Annotated in this window: 15 protein-coding genes; 7 read left to right on the forward strand and 8 right to left on the reverse strand. The window is 66.8% G+C overall.

The window, feature by feature from the left end:
* Positions 1-150: 150 nt before the first annotated feature.
* Positions 151-1,143: an aldo/keto reductase gene (locus AC5WS7_RS08275; RefSeq protein ID WP_495953814.1), complete on the reverse strand. Its 993-nt coding sequence runs from the start codon at positions 1,141-1,143 to the stop codon at positions 151-153.
* Between the two features lie 986 nt (positions 1,144-2,129).
* Between AC5WS7_RS08275 and AC5WS7_RS08280 the strand changes: the two genes are divergently transcribed.
* From AC5WS7_RS08280 to AC5WS7_RS08305, 6 genes are all read left to right on the forward strand, one after another.
* The gene (locus AC5WS7_RS08280) at positions 2,130-2,501 is read left to right on the forward strand and encodes an SDR family oxidoreductase (RefSeq protein ID WP_495953815.1); all 372 of its coding nucleotides are present in this window, start codon (positions 2,130-2,132) and stop codon (positions 2,499-2,501) included.
* A 67-nt stretch (positions 2,502-2,568) separates the two neighbouring features.
* Positions 2,569-3,276 (forward strand): hypothetical protein, encoded by a 708-nt coding sequence (locus tag AC5WS7_RS08285; protein WP_495953816.1) that lies wholly within the window; start codon positions 2,569-2,571, stop codon positions 3,274-3,276.
* Positions 3,277-3,442: 166 nt separating this feature from the next.
* Positions 3,443-4,396, forward strand: a complete 954-nt coding sequence (locus AC5WS7_RS08290) for a sigma-70 family RNA polymerase sigma factor (RefSeq protein ID WP_495953817.1) — start codon at positions 3,443-3,445, stop codon at positions 4,394-4,396.
* Between the two features lie 12 nt (positions 4,397-4,408).
* The gene (locus AC5WS7_RS08295; RefSeq protein WP_495953818.1) at positions 4,409-4,729 is read left to right on the forward strand and encodes a hypothetical protein; all 321 of its coding nucleotides are present in this window, start codon (positions 4,409-4,411) and stop codon (positions 4,727-4,729) included.
* A gap of 392 nt (positions 4,730-5,121) precedes the next feature.
* Positions 5,122-6,300, forward strand: coding sequence for a cytochrome P450 (locus AC5WS7_RS08300; RefSeq protein ID WP_495953819.1), 1,179 nt, complete (start codon positions 5,122-5,124; stop codon positions 6,298-6,300).
* A 361-nt stretch (positions 6,301-6,661) separates the two neighbouring features.
* Positions 6,662-7,297 carry a TetR/AcrR family transcriptional regulator gene (locus AC5WS7_RS08305; protein ID WP_495953820.1) on the forward strand — a complete coding sequence of 212 codons (636 nt, stop codon included), beginning with the start codon at positions 6,662-6,664 and terminating at the stop codon, positions 7,295-7,297.
* Between the two features lie 96 nt (positions 7,298-7,393).
* Here AC5WS7_RS08305 and mhpA read toward each other — a convergent pair whose 3' ends face one another.
* From mhpA to AC5WS7_RS08330, 5 genes are all read right to left on the reverse strand, one after another.
* A complete protein-coding gene (gene mhpA / locus AC5WS7_RS08310; protein WP_495953821.1) occupies positions 7,394-9,154 on the reverse strand; it encodes a bifunctional 3-(3-hydroxy-phenyl)propionate/3-hydroxycinnamic acid hydroxylase MhpA in 1,761 nt (586 codons plus the stop codon).
* Entirely contained in the window at positions 9,151-10,176 is a 1,026-nt protein-coding gene (locus AC5WS7_RS08315; RefSeq protein ID WP_495953822.1) for a VOC family protein, read from the reverse strand. The genes mhpA and AC5WS7_RS08315 overlap by 4 nt, the downstream gene beginning before the upstream one ends.
* Complete coding sequence (locus tag AC5WS7_RS08320) at positions 10,173-11,042, reverse strand: alpha/beta fold hydrolase (RefSeq protein WP_495953823.1); 870 nt, start codon at positions 11,040-11,042, stop codon at positions 10,173-10,175. Before AC5WS7_RS08320 ends, AC5WS7_RS08315 begins: the two co-directional genes overlap by 4 nt.
* A gap of 137 nt (positions 11,043-11,179) precedes the next feature.
* Positions 11,180-12,109: an amidohydrolase family protein gene (locus AC5WS7_RS08325; protein ID WP_495953824.1), complete on the reverse strand. Its 930-nt coding sequence runs from the start codon at positions 12,107-12,109 to the stop codon at positions 11,180-11,182.
* Between the two features lie 177 nt (positions 12,110-12,286).
* Positions 12,287-13,438, reverse strand: a complete 1,152-nt coding sequence (locus AC5WS7_RS08330; RefSeq protein WP_495953825.1) for an amidohydrolase family protein — start codon at positions 13,436-13,438, stop codon at positions 12,287-12,289.
* Between the two features lie 498 nt (positions 13,439-13,936).
* On the opposite strand from AC5WS7_RS08330, the gene AC5WS7_RS08335 reads away from it, so the two are divergent.
* On the forward strand, positions 13,937-14,629 hold the full coding sequence (locus AC5WS7_RS08335) for a type 1 glutamine amidotransferase domain-containing protein (protein WP_495953826.1): 693 nt from the start codon (positions 13,937-13,939) through the stop codon (positions 14,627-14,629).
* On the opposite strand, the gene AC5WS7_RS08340 is transcribed toward AC5WS7_RS08335, so the two are convergent.
* Together AC5WS7_RS08340 and AC5WS7_RS08345 are read right to left on the reverse strand one after the other, a co-directional pair.
* Positions 14,613-15,062, reverse strand: a complete 450-nt coding sequence (locus tag AC5WS7_RS08340) for a GlcG/HbpS family heme-binding protein (RefSeq protein ID WP_495953827.1) — start codon at positions 15,060-15,062, stop codon at positions 14,613-14,615. The two genes, AC5WS7_RS08335 and AC5WS7_RS08340, sit on opposite strands and share 17 nt — an antisense overlap.
* A gap of 120 nt (positions 15,063-15,182) precedes the next feature.
* Positions 15,183-15,962 (reverse strand): AraC family transcriptional regulator, encoded by a 780-nt coding sequence (locus AC5WS7_RS08345; protein WP_495953828.1) that lies wholly within the window; start codon positions 15,960-15,962, stop codon positions 15,183-15,185.
* Between the last annotated feature and the right edge of the window lie 34 nt (positions 15,963-15,996).

A 15,996-nucleotide genomic window follows, 5' to 3' on the forward strand; every position in this document is an offset into this window, starting at 1 on the left:
GCCCGCGCCGAGGCGACCCCCCGGGGGGCTGCTGCACGACCGTGCGACAACGTGGCCCGAACGTGCAGCAGCCCTCTTGCGGGCCTGCGAGTTTCCGGGGCCACTACCATCCGCAGCCTGGTCGAGCCTGCCGGTCGTCGAGCCCACCGGCTAACCTCGAGCGACCTCAGCGCTGTGTGCCAGGGTGTAGCGCTCGCCAATCACCTGGTCGCTCAGCGGGTCCAGCGCGGCCAGCGCCTCGGCATCCAGGGCGAACTGCAACGCGGCCGCGTTCTGCTCCAGCCGGGCCGGGCTGCGGGTGCCCGGAATGGGCGCGACCGCAACCCCGAGCCGCCCGGCCTGCGCGTACACCCAGGCCAGCGCTACCTGGGCCGGGGTGGCACCCAGCCGGTCGGCCACCTCGCGCACGGTCTGCGCGATCTTCTCGTTGGCCACGCCCGCCTCGCCGGCGAAGCGGGGGTTGGTACGCCGGAAGTCCTTCTCGCCCAACGTGGAGCGGTCCAGAGTGCCGGTCAGGAAACCCCGCCCCAGCGGCGAGTACGGCACCAGCCCGACCCCCAGCTCGGCCATCACCGGGGTGAGGGCCTCGACGTCGCGGGTCCACAGCGAGTACTCGCTCTGCACCGCGGTGATCGGGTGCACCGCGTGCGCCCGGCGCAGCAGCGTGCCGTCGACCTCGGACAGGCCCAGATGGCGGACCTTGCCCGCCTCGACCAGCTCGGCCATCGCGCCGACGGTCTCCTCGATCTCCACGTCCTGAGGGGGGCGGTGTGCGTAGTACAGGTCGATCACGTCGACGCCCAGCCGCAGCAGCGACGCGTCGCAGGAGCGCAGCACATAGTCCCGGGCACCGCGGATGCGGCGTGCCCGGTCCCCGGCGCTGCGGTCGATGCCGAACTTGGTGGCAACCTGCACCTGGTCCCGGCGGCCGTGGATGGCCCGGCCCACCAGCACCTCGTTGTGCCCGGCGCCGTAGGCGTCGGCGGTGTCCAGGAACGTGATACCCAGCTCCAGGGCCCGGTCGATGGTGGCCAGGCCGCCGTCCCAGTCGGCGGCGCCGTAGCTCTCGCTCATCCCCATGCACCCCAGGCCCATCGCGCTGACGGTGAGACCCGGCGAGCCGAGCGTGGTTCGGGTGATCATGCGCGGATACTCCTCCTGCCCGGCGGACCGAGCGGTACCTCGATGGCTGACGAATGCCTCCGACACTAGGACCTGGAGTGCACTCCAAGTCAAGTTGCAGGACCAGCCCAGCCGGCGGGTCGGGGGCGGCCGATCGGGCGTGAACACCTATGCGTGGCAGGGGATTTCGTTCTGGCCCAGCTGTGGCTCCGATTACGATCCCACTGGGTCGTGGGGCTCGGATCGATCAGGTAGGCGTCACCGCCGGCCCGGCAGCCGCGCTCGGCGCCGGCGTGCGATGCCGCGTCAGGCCGACCACAGCCGCAAGATCTCCAGATCCAGACCCACCGGGCAGATTCTGCCGCACCCGACGGCCACCAGCCGGCCCGATCAAAGGACACCCCCAACTGCGTCGGGCGCGAAATGCCGAGAGGGACTGTGGATTCCACGATGGCCCCGGCGACTCACTTGCCAATGGCACCGCTCCCGAGCCGCACATTGTCGCCAATTGCGGTCGGGTCAGCGGACACCCATTCGCCCCTCGTACAACGGGGCCGAGCGGATGCGTGGGCGAGCTATCGGTGTCGTCACCGCGAACAGGGTCGCGCCCTCGTACGACCGGACGCAATACCGATTACTTTCGCGCTGCGATCTCCTCTGTATTGGTAGGAGGTGGTCACCATGGCCGAACCGGTCGTCGTCCGGGACCAGGCACGCCGAAATCGACACGCCACATTCACCGCGGCACTCGAACCGCCGCTCACCCCGGCGACCGACATCGCCCGACCATGCCGGGCCACCGGCAACCAGAACGAGCCGGGCGCCCACGAGCCCCCCGGCGGCCGGCTTCACGCTCCGGCGTGACCAACAAGAAGGAGTAGGACATGTTGCTGGAGAACAAGAACGTGGTCGTCTATGGCGCGGGGGGGCCGTCGGCGGCGCGGTCGCTCGCGGACTCGCCAACGAAGGGGCCAGGGTCTTCCTGACCGCGGGGATCGGGAGTGATCATGATGCACACACCCGAACCGGCCCGGGTGAGCCTGCCGCTGGTCGGCGGCATGAGTGTCGGCTGGGCTGCGATGGAAGCTCTCAATCGCGCGCTGTCCGCCGAATGGGCCCAGCACGGCGTCCGCTCGATCTGCCTGCGCACCACAGGCATGGTCGAGACACCGGTCATCGACGTGGTGTACGGGTTGCACGCCGACGCACTGGGCATCGGCAAAGACCAATTCACCGCCGCTGCCACCGCGACGACCCACCGCAAGCGCCCCACCACATTGGCCGAACTTGCTTCGGTCGCAGTATTTCTCGCCTCCGACCGGGCATCCGCGATGACGGGAACCGTCGCCAACATGACCGGCGGACTCATCGTCGACTGACCACACGCACGCCCCAGCCGCCACACCACACCGGCGACTGGGGCACACCCACTGGAGGAGCACAGCAATGAGCGACCTACTCGCGACCGCGGTCGCCGCACACGGCGGCCTGGACCGATGGAAGAAGATCCGGGCGATCAACGTCGACGCAGCCATCACCGGCGCCTTCTGGCAGATCAAGGGAAAAGCAGACGCGATGCGCAGCGTCCGCTTCGAGGTGAGCACGGCACAGCAACACCTGACCATGGACTACGTCGGTCGAGGCCGACGCTCGCTCTTCGAGCCCGACCGGGTCGTCCTACAGCAATCCGACGGCACGGTCATCGACGCGCGCGACGATCCGGAGCGGTCTTTCGACGGCCACCAGTTCCAAACACCGTGGGACGACCTGCATCTCGCGTACTTCACCGGCGAAGCACTATGGACGTATGTGAATACGCCGTTCCTGTTCACGTGGCCGGGATTCGTCTGCGAAGAGATCGCGCCCATCGAGGCCGACGGTGAAACATGGCGGCGGCTGAAAGTAACCTTCCCCGAACACATCAAGAGCCACACCCGCGAGCAGGTGTTCTGCTTCGGCCCGGACGGGCTGTTGCGCCGCCACGACTTCACCATCGACATCGTCGACCCCGGCACCGAGTCACAGCTCTACGCCGCCGGCTACCGCGACATCGACGGCATCATCATCCCCGCCACCCGCCGGGCCTACACCGCCATGGGCGACGACCGGATCGTCCTGGTCGCCATCGACATGGCCGACATCACCGTCTGCTGATCCGAAACCCCTTCCGCAACAGGAGAATCATGCACATCGGAGGTATCGGCGCCGCCGGGACCATCGGCAGCCGGATCGTCACGGAAGCGCTCGGCCGCGGGCACCAGGTCGCGGCGTTCAGCCGAAACAACCACACCCCCAACAGGATCGGCGAATCATGCCTACAGTGACCGAGATCAGGACCGGCAACGAGGATTTCGGACGGCTGAGCGAACCGTTCCGGCGTGAGCTGCTCGCCTATTGCTACCGCATGCTCGGCTCGGTCGACGAGGCCGAAGAAGTTGTGCAGGACGTCCTTCTCGATGCCTGGCGGGGATACGACGGCTTCGAGGGCCGATCGTCGTTGCGCACCTGGCTCTACCGCATCGCGACCCGGGCATGTTTCAAAGCGCTGGAAAAAGGCAGACGCAGGCCGCTGCCCGCCGATCTCGGCGCCGCTGAGACAAACCTCGACGCCGGGCTGGTCCAACGATCCCCCGAGATCCCTTGGCTGCAGCCGATACCCGACTTCCTGTTCACCGCCGCACCGGCCGACCCGGCAACTGTCGTCGTGCAACGACAGACCATGCGCCTGGCCTTGATGGGTGCCCTGCAACAGCTACCACCACGGCAACGAGCCGTGCTGATCCTGCGCGATGTGCTGCAATGGCGGACCACCGAGGTCGCGGAACTGCTGGAGATGACAACAGCAGCCGTCAACAGCACGCTGCAGCGAGCACGCGCACAGGTACCGCTCAACCAGGACAATCTGACCGAACCCACCGAACCGCGCCAGCGAGCCCTGCTCGACCGATACGTCACCGCATTCGAAACCGCGGATATCGATCAACTCGTCGCGGTGCTGACCGAGGACGCCCGATGGGAAATGCCGCCGATCGCGACCTGGTTCGAAGGCCGCGACACCATCGCGGCCTTCCTGGCCAGGCAGATGCGGGCGATCGGACCGACCGAACTGGTCGCCACCTCCGCCAATGGACAGCCCGCCTACGCGGTATACGCCCGCGACCATGACGGTGCTCGCCGACCGCACGCCATGCACGTCCTGACACTTACCGCCGACGGCGTCAGCGGGGTCGTCGCGTTCCACGGTTCCGGGCTGTTTCCGCGGTTCGGGCTCTGACCGGGCAGCGGCATGCCCGAACCGGAAAACATCGGCCGGCACGACGCCGCGCTGCGCGCACAGCTGCGGCTGTTCTGCCAACTCATGCTCGGGTCCGCCGACGCCGCCGACCGCATGATTCAGGACATTGATCAGCGCGTACTCGATAATCACGACGAGCAAGAGAACTGCCCGTCGCAACGCGTTCGGCTGTTCCGTATCGCAGCCGAGCTCTGCGGGGTCCCCGAAAAGGCAGAAACTGGTCCGGCCCTGGGCGAGGACGGCGTCGACTATCCAGGAATTGCCGCAGAGCAGTGTGCGAACACGCAGGCCGATCACGACCTCGGCCGGTGACCAAGGTATCGGATCAGAACACCCGCGACGACAGTCCGCGCACCACTCACGGGCTTCAGTACCACGCACCGCTGTCGACCGTCCAGATGCCCTGGGCACCCCCTGGGTCTGACACGTCGAGGCGTTCGACTATTTCTCGCACGACGTGGTTGGCCTTGGACTTCAATGACCGACTGCCGACGGTCCCAGGTGATCGGGAACCGATCTCACCGCCGCCGCAGTGTTCGGCAGGCCCCGGTCGGCGCCGGGTATTCGCTTTGGCCGACCTCCATGGCTTCGCTGGTAAAAATTGGTCGAGACTATGCTTGAGCTGCGTTTGCAGGCACAGCCAGTGGATAAATCCGCTCGAAAATCTGATGAATCGCTCACCCTCTCGCTGAGAGGACCGTCCGATGGGTTTTGCAGAGATGCGCCGGTTCCGGCGTGATCCGTTGGGTTTCCTCGAGAATCTGCGCCGGACCAGCCTGGCAGAGGTGTTCGAGCTGCCCTGGGGCGGGTGGTGTGTCGGCGATACGGGTCTGGCGCTGTCGGTGTTGAGCGACCGCGATTTCAACGCGGGGAAGTCCGGGTTCTTCGGTTCAATGCTGCCTTCGCGGTCTGCTCAGGTGGATTTCGGCCGAGCTGCACGCGCGATACTGCGGACGCATACGCCCGAGTACCACGAATCCCTGACTGCGGCGGTGATCGAAATGCCCTCCGTCACCCGCTGGCCCGCGGCGGGGGTCGAGCTGGTGTATCGGTGCACCGCGGACGTGTTGCTGCATCCCGATGGTTCTCCCGAGTTGCGGCAGTTACTGGAGCGAAATGCGCGCGTGGGCGCGCTTCGCCCGGCCGGAATGGCGCAGCGGGCGCGGGCGCAACTGCTGCGCGCCAAGCTGTCCACCGCACTGGACGAACAGATCCGGGACCGGCGCAGTGCCACCGGCCGCACCGCGGAAGCCGAACCACGGGATCTGCTCGATGCCGTGATCGGCGCCTGTCCCGACGGCGTCGCCGATACAACGGTGGCGCAGTTGTACGTGCTCATGTTCCGGTCCGTTGTGGGACCGCTGGGCTACTCGCTCGCGTGGTCGGTGTTGCTGGGCAGTCTCGCCTCTCCCGGCTCACCATGGCCTTGGCCCGTCGACTGGGTGGTACGTGAGGCCCTGCGGCACCGGCCGGTCTCCTGGATGGTCAGCCGTCCCGTTCCCTATGCCGCCGAGTTCGGGGGGATCGCCTTCCAGACGGGCGACCAGCTGTCGGTCAGCCCCTACCTGCTCCACCACGACGACGAACACTGGACCAGACCAGAAGCATTCCGACCCGACCGCTGGATTCGACCGAGCGAACACGGCCCCTTCGTGCCCTTCAGTTCCGGACCCTTCACCTGCGCCGGCGCCGCGGTCGCCCACGATCTGGTCACCGATGCGGCCACCACCCTCACCGAGAACACCTCTCTGCGCGTCATCGGCGACGGTGATACCCGCCCGATCGTGACCAATGCCGCGATCCCCAGACCGTTCACCTTGCGGCGGACCCCCACGAGCCCTGTCCGCGCCCGACCGAGACCCAGGAAGGAGGTGACACCATGATCAAGGCATTGCGGTTCATCATCACCAACAAGCCGACCCGTTCCTGGAACCCCGCCGACTACGGATGATCCTGCTACCAGGGCTGGATGGCTCGATCAACGCCAACCAGCTCTCGGCCATCGGTGGCGCCCCCGGATGACATCGCGTTTCCGCCGGGGTCTTCGGAGTGAATCGAACGTCCCGAGATCCCAACCTGTATGGGCGGAATTCGGGGACACCATCGTGGTGGGACAAGGTCGGTCGTCGATGGCCGATCACATCCGAGCACAACCGCTTCGGTGCGAGTTATTCGAGGCCGAATCGTGTCTGATGATATTCTCAGTTGTGAGACACGTAGGCGATTTCGAAGGGAAGTGCAGCGATGGCCGAGCCCGTTGTCCGCAATCGCATCGATCGGCGTCGTGAGCGAACGCGCAACGCACTGCTCGGCGCGGCGCGCAAGTTCCTGGCCGAAGGGCGTTCCACGGTGAGCATTCAGGAAATCACCGATGCGGCCGACGTCGGTTTCGGCTCCTTCTACAACCACTTCGAAACCAAGGAACAGCTTTTCGACGAGGCCGTCCGGTCGGTTCTGCAGGTCTACAGCGAAATGCGCGACGGCATCGTGTCGCTGTACGAGGATCCGGCCGAGGTGTTCGCGGTCAGCTTCCGGATGACGGGCCGCTTGCAGCGACAGGTGCCGGAAATGGTACGCGTGCTTCTACATTCGGGCATGTCGGTGCTGCTCCGGGACGAAGGCTTGGCGCCGCGTGCGCGCCGCGACATCATCGCCGCTCAGGAAGCGGGGCGGTTCGAGGCGATGGATCCGGACATGGCCGTCATGGCCGCCGGTGGCGCACTGCTGGGCTTACTCCAGATGTTGGACGCCCAGCCGGAGGCCGACGCCGGCGCACTCACCGACGAGATGACTTTTCACATGCTGCGGATGTTCGGGATGAACAAGCGCTCGGCACAGAAACTCGCCTCTACCACCCTGCCGCCCCAGCCTCAGTTGTAGCCGGCGGAATGAAGCGCCCCGGCTGCCCGGACCGGAATTCCGCTGCCCGCCGCGGTCGACGATCGACCGGCGGCGGCAACCGCCGCGGGCCGAGGCTCAGCGCACGTTCCGAGCCTCCTCAAGGTGCTGGTCGCATGCGAGCGCCGGATCGGTTGCCGCCGAACCGGTTTCGCCCGGTTTAAGCTCGAGTCCGCGCCACAGCTCGGTGATCAACGGCCTGGCTCCACCTGATGCGGCCGTGCCGAAGACGAATCGGTCCGGGCGCAACAGCACGATTCCGCCGGAGCCGACACCTGCCCTGGCGAACCATCGGATCAACGCGCCGGTGTGGTCTTCCACATCGGCATGGTCGTCACCCGTTGCGCGCCCGTCGCCAGGCGCGCCCTGGGGCCGCCCGCCGAACGGGTAGACGGTCACGAAGCGTGTGCCCAGCGCCCGCAACGCGGCCACATCGTCCGCGTCGAGCAGCGCCCGGGGGTCCACGCCGTACCCGAGCACGGAGAACCCCAGCCCGAGCACGTCGTCGAGGCGCTGGTGGCGTCCGTCGTAGGTGCGGATCTGCGGTTGCGGGGACAGTGTGCCCTCCACGCCGCGTAATCCGAACCGCCCGCGGGGCAGGCCGAGGTAGGCGCCCCGGCGGAACTGCGGACGCGGCTTCATCTTGGCCGCACGGATCCACCCGCCGAGTCCCGGCGTGCGCAGGGCGGTGGTCAGCGCGATGTCACGGGCCGCCGCGGCCAGTGTGTTGTCGACCGACACCAGAGATTTGTTGAATACCGAGAAGTCGATCATCGCCTTGGCGTGCGGCCGGCGCTCGGTTTCGTAACTGTTCAGAATGTTCTGTCCGGCACGGTGTTTCAGGATCGCGGCGAGCTTCCAGGCCAGGTTGTCCGCATCGCGCACCCCCGAGCCCATCCCCTGACCGACGAACTGCGGTGTCATGTGCGCGGCATCGCCGGCGAGCAGGACGCGCCCGGCGCGCCAGCGGTCGGCGACCACGGCGTTGAACGTGTAGACGAGCTTGCGCAGCATCTGCACCTCGTCCGGGTCCACGAAACGGGCGATATGCCGGCGGACCGTTTCCGGGTCCTCCATCTGCTCTTTGGTCTGCGATTCGGTGAGCATGAACTCGAACCGGTGATGCCCGTCCGGCTGCGGACACGACACGATCGGCAGATCGGGGTCACACACGAAGTCGAAGTACGGCAGATGCCGGAACGCGTCCACCCCGTCTTTCGCCTTCAGATCCACCACCAGCCACCGTTCCGGGAAACTGGTGCCGGTCATGTCGATTCCCAGCTTCGAACGCACGACGCTGCGCCCGCCGTCGCAGCCGACCAGGAACTCGGCCCGCACTCGCTCGGCCGTACTCGGATCGGTTTGCGATTCTCGCTGACCGTAACCGGTACCGCCGCACTGGACGTGCTCGACGCCGACACCCTCGGCGTCCTGGTCGAAATCGGTAACCTCGCGACCCCGGCGCACCGTCACGTGCGGGTATTCGCCGAGCGCGCGTTCGAGGCTGTTCTCCAGATAGGGCTGGTACAGGAAGTTGACCACGGGCCAGCTCAACGGCCGCTCGACCTGTTTGAACTGCACCAGCACGCGTCCGTCGCGGCGCACCCACTGCACGGCCGAGTCGGTGTTCATGTCCGCGGCGAGTTCGTCTGCGGTACCGGCGGTTTGGAAGATCCGCATACATTCGTCGTCGGTGTAGACCGCCCTGGCAAGCCCGTAGTATTCCGGTTCGCGTTCGAGCACCAGCACGCTGATGCCGCGCCGGCCCAGCAGATTGGCCAGGGTCAGCCCGGTCGGGCCCAGGCCGACGACCACGACGTCGTAGTCGGTGCTGCTCATCGTGAAAACCCTTCTGCCAGTTCGGGAACGGTGATCTCCGGCGTTCTGACCGATCGCAGTGCCCGCCGGAATTGGGCGAACTTGTCCAGGACGGTCTCGCCCACCGGGGTGTGACCCCAGATGCTGATTCCCTGATACGTGCTCGGCTCCCAGGTGGATTCGAGTTCCGGGCCGACCACGATCGGATTCCAGCCGACCTCGAGCTCGAAACCCGACGGGGTCACGCAGTAGAACGACAGCTCCCGGTCGTTGGTGTGCTGGCCGACCGACCATTGCATCCGGAACCCGAGCGCGGTGACCCGCTCGAAAGCGGCGAGCATATCGTCCAGCGTCGCGGACTGAATATTGATGTGCTGCACCGAAGTTCGTAGCGGATCGAGCTTCACACCGCGAATATCGGCGATGGCGATCGAGTGGTGGCGCTGGTTGACCCGCAGGAACCGGATCTTCATCTTCAACCCGGAGACGTTCTCATCGATGTAGTCCGACAACCGGGAGTCGAAGACGGTCTCGTAGTAGCCGCGCACCGCCTCCGGCTCGCGGGAGATCATCGCGACATGCCCGAGACCGGCCTCGCCCGTCACCCAGCCGGAGCTGATCATCCGCAACGGCTCCGCAGTCGTGACCGGCATGGTGAAGATTTCCTGCGCTATGCCTTTCGGGCCGGCGAAGCGCCACAACCGCTCCACCCCTCGCAGCGCAGCCTCCTCGGAAGTTCCCTCGATGATCGGGACCCCGCGCTCGGTGATGCGGGCGATGACGCGGTCGAAGGTCTCGTGATCATCCACCTGCCAGCCCAGCGCGATGACATCCTCGGCCGAGCCTCGCCGGATCAGGAACCGGCAGGAGCGATCGTCCAGGCGGAACCGCACGGTATCGCTGTCGAGATCATCGACGTGCAACCCGATCGCATCAGCACCGAAACGCCGCCAATCGGTAAGCCGATTCGACTGCACGACAACGTATCCCAGATGCACCGCACCGAACACCGAATCGGTGTCCGGACGGCGGAACTCGCTCATCGCTCCGTCTCCAGAAATGCGGTGGCGAGCGTGTTGAACAGGTCCGCATGTTCCCACTGCACCCAGTGACCGGCGTTCGCCGCCAGATACAGATCACAGTTCGGCATGGCGTCGACGAGCATGCGCCCTCCGTCGGGCCTGTTGACCTTGTCGTCGGTCCCCCACACAACCAGCGTCGGATGTGTGACCTTTCGCAGTCGCGAGTCACGCGTGAAATCCATCCGCCACAACGTACGCAAGGCCAGCGGACCCGACGGCCGGCGCAACGGCGGATTCGCCACCACCTCGGGGTCCAGGCTGGCCCGGTACCGCGCCTCGATGAGTTCGTCGGGCACCGCGTGGCCGTCGTACACCAGGTACTCGCGGATGAACTCGGTGATCTTCTCCCGGCTCGGACCGGTTCCGGTGTAGTAGCCGAGCAGCCGCTGCAGACCCGGAGTCGGTAGGGCCCGGGTCGTCCCGACACCGCCGGGGCCCATGAGAACCATTCGGTCGACCTTCTCGGGCCGGTCCATGGCCAGGCGCAGAGCCGCCGCACCGCCGTACGAGTTGCCGACCAAGTGCGCCTTCGAGACCCCCAGTTCGTCCAGCAACCCGCCGACCGACCCCGCCAGATCACCGAACGGATCGGACCGGTCCACCCACTTCGATGAACGGCCGTAGCCGGGCATATCCGGCACGATCACCCGGAACCGCCGCGCCAGTACCCCGATATTGCGCGAATAGTTCGACACACCGGATGCCCCGGGGCCGCCCCCGTGCAATAGAACCACCACGGGGCCCGATCCCGCTTCCACGAAGAAGATCTCGCGATCGCCGACCCGGACCGTCCGCTCGGTCCCGACGCCCTTGTCGATGCTCGTCACAGCTACCTCCACACGTTTAATGACTAAATCATCAGTTCCGATGATGCACTCTGTCAAGAGTAAATGATGAAATCATCACAAACTCCTGTGGTGGCGAGAACACCACGGCCCTGCGGGGGCAGCCGGCGGCGACGCCCCTACCCAGCGAGGCGCGGAAAGAGGGCTTCGGCGTTCTTGCGGTCGACCCCGGCACGCAGGGTGTCGTCGATGTCGGCGGCATCGAGCATGTCGGTGATCTGCTTGCTCGTCGGCGCGAACGGGAAATCGCTGCCGAAGGTGATGCGCGCCGGATCGGCGAACGCCAGCAGCGAGGGCATCGCGGCGGGCGTGGACGAGAGCGCGGTATCGAAGTAGAACCGCCGCAGGTCGGTGAATGCCTGTTCCGAGGTGATCCCCTCGTTGAACATCGATACGCCGGTGAAACGGTAGGCCGCGTACGGCAGAAAGCCGCCCGCGTGGGACAGGACGACCTTCATGTCGGTGTAGCGGCTCATGACGCCGTTGGCCACCATGTGCACGGCCGACCGGGTGGTATCGAAGGGAAAGTCCAGCAGCGGGGACGGCATACCCGGCAACATCGCCATGGGCGGTGAGTCGGGATGGACGAATACGACCGCGCAGCGGCGGTTCAGCTCCTGCCAGACCGGCTCGTAGGCGCGGTCACCGAGATAGATACCCTCGACGTTGGAGAGCAACACCACGCCATCGGCATGCAATTCGTCATAGGCATAGGCGATTTCGGTCAGCGCGCCGTCGACATCGGGCAGCGGGAGGCTGGCGAAAAGGCCGAACCGCTCGGGCCGGTCCTTGACGAGTTCGGCGCCGAACTCGTTCACCCGCCGGGCCACCGCGCGGCTGGTCTCGTCGTTGTCGAACCGCACACCCGGCGAGCTCAGCGAGACGACTCCGGTGGCGATCTCGAGATCGTCCATGAGGGCCAGGGCGGCCTCGGGACTCCAGTCGGGCGTGGGCCATCCACCCGCGTCCATCCCGTGACTGTCGAGCAGATCCCGGTAGAAGCGCGGCAGGTAGTGCTGATGGGTGTCGATCCGTGCGTGACCGCTCATGACGTGCCTTTCTGTGTATTCCTCGACTCCGTCACCGCATGTGCGCTCCACGAAAAGCGGCGTCGAGGATCGGTGAGTATCGATTCCACGGTTCCACCGGTCCGGCAACGGTGAGGTGCTGCGCCGCATATCGCCGACGACACCGAGCAGCACCCCACCCGTTCAGCACCGGATCGGTCAGGATTTCACCGCCTGCGCCAGACGGGGAAGCTGCCGCAGGGGATTGTGATGCTCGACCTCCATGCGCTGGTCGGCATCGAAGATGTCGCTGAGTCCGGGCGCCGGGTCGTGGCTGCCGGACTGCGGGAGCGTGAGTGCGCTGAAAGGCCAATCGGAACCGAACACGATGTGGTCGCGGCTGGTGACTGCGAGCGCGCCGGCCATGGCCGCGGCCGAGCCACTGAGCGCGGTATCGACGTAGAAGTTCGAAATCTGCCGCTGAATATCCAGAATCGAGGGTTTGGGCAGATCCTGCGGCCACAACTGCCCGAGCACGGTCTGCGACGCCACACTGATCCGGTGCGACAGGAACGGCACCGTCCCGCCGGCGTGCGCGAGCTGGAAGCGGATATTCGGGTAACGCTGCGTCACTCCGGTCATCATCATCATGGTGGCCGCTCGAGTGGTGTCGAAGGTGAACTCCTCCAGGAAATCCGGCAGCGGCAGCTTCGGTTTCGCGTCGTCCGGGATCGCCGCGGGATGCACGAAAACGTATGCCTTGCGCTGGTTCAGCGCGATCATCAGCGGCTCGAAGCGTGGATCACCGAGGTACACGCCGTTATAGGCGGACAACAGGATCACGCCGTCGAGGTGGAGTTGGTCGAGGGCGTAGGCGACCTCTGTGATGGATGCCTGTATATCCGGCATCGGCAGCACCGCGAACGCACCGAACCGATGGGGGTTGGACTCGAGCAGGCCGGCCGCGTACGTGTTGCAGTAGCGGGCCATATCGCTCGCTTCCTTGCCGGGCAGGAACGAAACACCCGGATCGGAAACGGACAACGCCTGGGCTTGAATGCCGTAGTAGTCCATGAATGCGAGCGCCTGCTCCGGCGACCAGGTCGGCGTCGGGTAGCCACCGATGGTCAGGTGCCCGTGTTCGATCAGCGCGGCCCGGTAATCCGGCGGCAAGAAGTGCGCGTGCAGATCGATCCGGTACGTGCCGGTTGGCGCGGAACGCCGGGTGCGAGCAGGGGCCGCCTGGACGGCCGGCACCGGCACGGCCGTCGCCGCGACGCCCAGCGCACCGGCCACGGCGCCCGCCAACGCGCGGCGGCGGTTCAAGGTGATTCGGGCTGTGGGGAGGTTTGCGGGCACCGAGATACTCACTTTTCTGATTGGGCCGACACTGGGCGAGCGGACGAACCCGCCCGGACAGAGGACAGAGCTGCGTTTCGAAGCCGGTTGACATTCTCGTCGCAGCGCCCACCATAACTGATAGATCAATCAGATACGACTATTTGCTCCAACTACGCCGATGTGACTGATATTCAGTAAGAGAGCGCTGTGATCAGACTTCCGAAGCGGTCGGCGCTGGAACTCCGATGGATCGGATCTGCCACGTTGTAGCGACTCGCCGAGGCGACGACCCCCTCCATCCGTGCCGAGTCGTACCCGTAACTCGCTGCGGCACAGCGGTTGTCGACAATTCGGCTTGCGGTGCCCACCAACTCCGGGCCGCGCCGTCATCGCGGTGGCGAGCGAGCCGGTCGGCGTCCCGCTCGGCCTCCGGGTCCGTACCCGCACTAGCGTGGAATCGTCGGCACATCGACGTTCCGGGCGAAACGTCGGCATATCGCACCGCGCACGCACACGAGAGGAGTCCCGATGGCGAAGATCCTGTTCGTCCTGACCGGCGCACACTACTGGACATTGGCAGACGGCACCGAACATCCCACCGGTTACTGGGCCGAGGAGTTCGTCGCGCCGTATCGGGCCTTTACCGCGGCGGGGCACGAGATCACCGTCGCCACGCCGGGAGCGGTCGAACCAGCCGTCGACCAGGGCAGCCTGACACCGGAGGTCAACGGCGGGCCCGAGGGCGCAGCCGTGGTCCAGGCCACGCTCGAGGCCGCGCACGAGCTGCGGCACCCGATCGATCTGGCGACCGTGCGGCCGTCCGATTACGACGCGGTCTTCTATCCGGGTGGCCACGGGCCGATGGAGGATCTGGCCGTGAACGCCGATTCCGCGCGCGTGCTCACCGAGACGCTCGCCTCGGGCAAACCGCTGGGCATCGTATGCCACGCCCCCGCCGCGCTGCTGGCCACCGAATCGACGGAGGGCTCGCCGTTCGCCGGATATCGCGTCACCGGCTTCACCAACGCCGAGGAGACTCAGGCCGGATTCGCCGACAAGGCCAAGTGGCTGTTGCAGGACCGCCTGGTCGCGCTGGGCGCCGATTTCCGCGAGGGCACGCCGTGGGCCCCGCACATCGAGGTGGACCGGAATCTGCGCACCGGACAGAATCCGGCGTCCGCCCAGCCCCTCGCGGACGAAATACTCACTGCCCTGAGCTGATCCGGCGCCGGCGGTCCTGCCGCCACTGCTCGACCGCCGTCCGCACCACCTCCTCGTCCTCGACGGCGTGGGCACCGGACGCGCCCGCGGCGCCCACCACCGTCTCACCGTCGGTGATCAGGACCCCGCCCGCCCACGGCACGAAATCGCCGCCGTAGAGGTGCTGGATGCTGTCGACGATGCCGCCGGGCAGGGTGATCTCCCCGGATGACCGCAGCGCCAGCAACGCGGTGCGCGCCTTGGCCACGGCGATCCGGCTCGTCATGGGCATACCGCCGTCGGCACGACGCAGGACGATCACCTCGCCGGTGAGGTCCAGTACGGCGACCGCGAGCGGCGGGAACCCGCGCTCGGCACCGGCCGCCAGCGCGGTGTTCACCAATCGATCCGCCTCCGCCAACGTCGGACCGGGCAGGCGTGGAGTATTCGACACAGCGCAAAAGTACACCGGTGGGCCGGATTCGCAGTGGGAGGCAACACTATTCGATGGAGCGGGGATGTGCTCGCCGCGCAGCGCCCGGGCCGAGCGCCGCCCCCCTGCGCCGGGCGCGGATCACTCGGTGTCCCGGCCGGTCCGATGGCGGCCGGGGGTGGTGCCGACGACGCCGGTGAAGGCCGCGATGAAACCGCTCGGGTTGGCCCAGCCGCACGCGTGGGCCACATGGGTGACGTCGTGGCCGTCCGCGAGCAGCACCAGCGCGTGATGGATGCGCACCTGGGTGCGCCACTCGTAGAAAGTCATGCCGAGTTCGTCGCGGAACAGCCGGCTCAGTGTGCGGGCGCCGGCTCCGACCGCGCGCCCGAGCTCGGCCAATGACGCATTGTCCGAAGGTGTTTCGTACAACAGCCGGGCGAGCGCGCGCAATCTGTCGTCGACCGGTTCGGGCAACTGCAGCGGTTGTTCGGGCGCCTCGCGCAATTCGTCCACCAGCACCCGATGCAGACGCGCACGTGCCGCGCGCTCGTACTCGCGCGAACCGGTCAGCCCCAGCACTACTTCGCGGGCCAGGCCGGAGGCGGTGAAGACGGCGGGGCGGCCCGGCATGAGCCGCGCCAGCGCCGGCGACAGGAAGATGATCCGCATGTCGGTATCCCCGTGCGCCCGGTGACGATGCGCGAATCCAGCCGGGGTCCAAGCGATTCGGTTCGCCGGAACGATCGACGCGCCGCGTTCGGTGCGCACCGAGAGCACGCCCCGGGCCGCGTACACCAGATGCCCGCGCCGATGGGCGTGTTCCGAACTCGTCGCCCCGGCCGGCCACAGATGCACCCCGCCGGACGGCCACACTCGCGACGTGACACCCGGCCCGGAAGCTTGGCGGGCTGTGGGCACAACCCGGCATTCTATCGGTAACCGGCCGCGAGCC

The organism is Nocardia sp. PLKS1-43 (genome assembly GCF_059510335.1).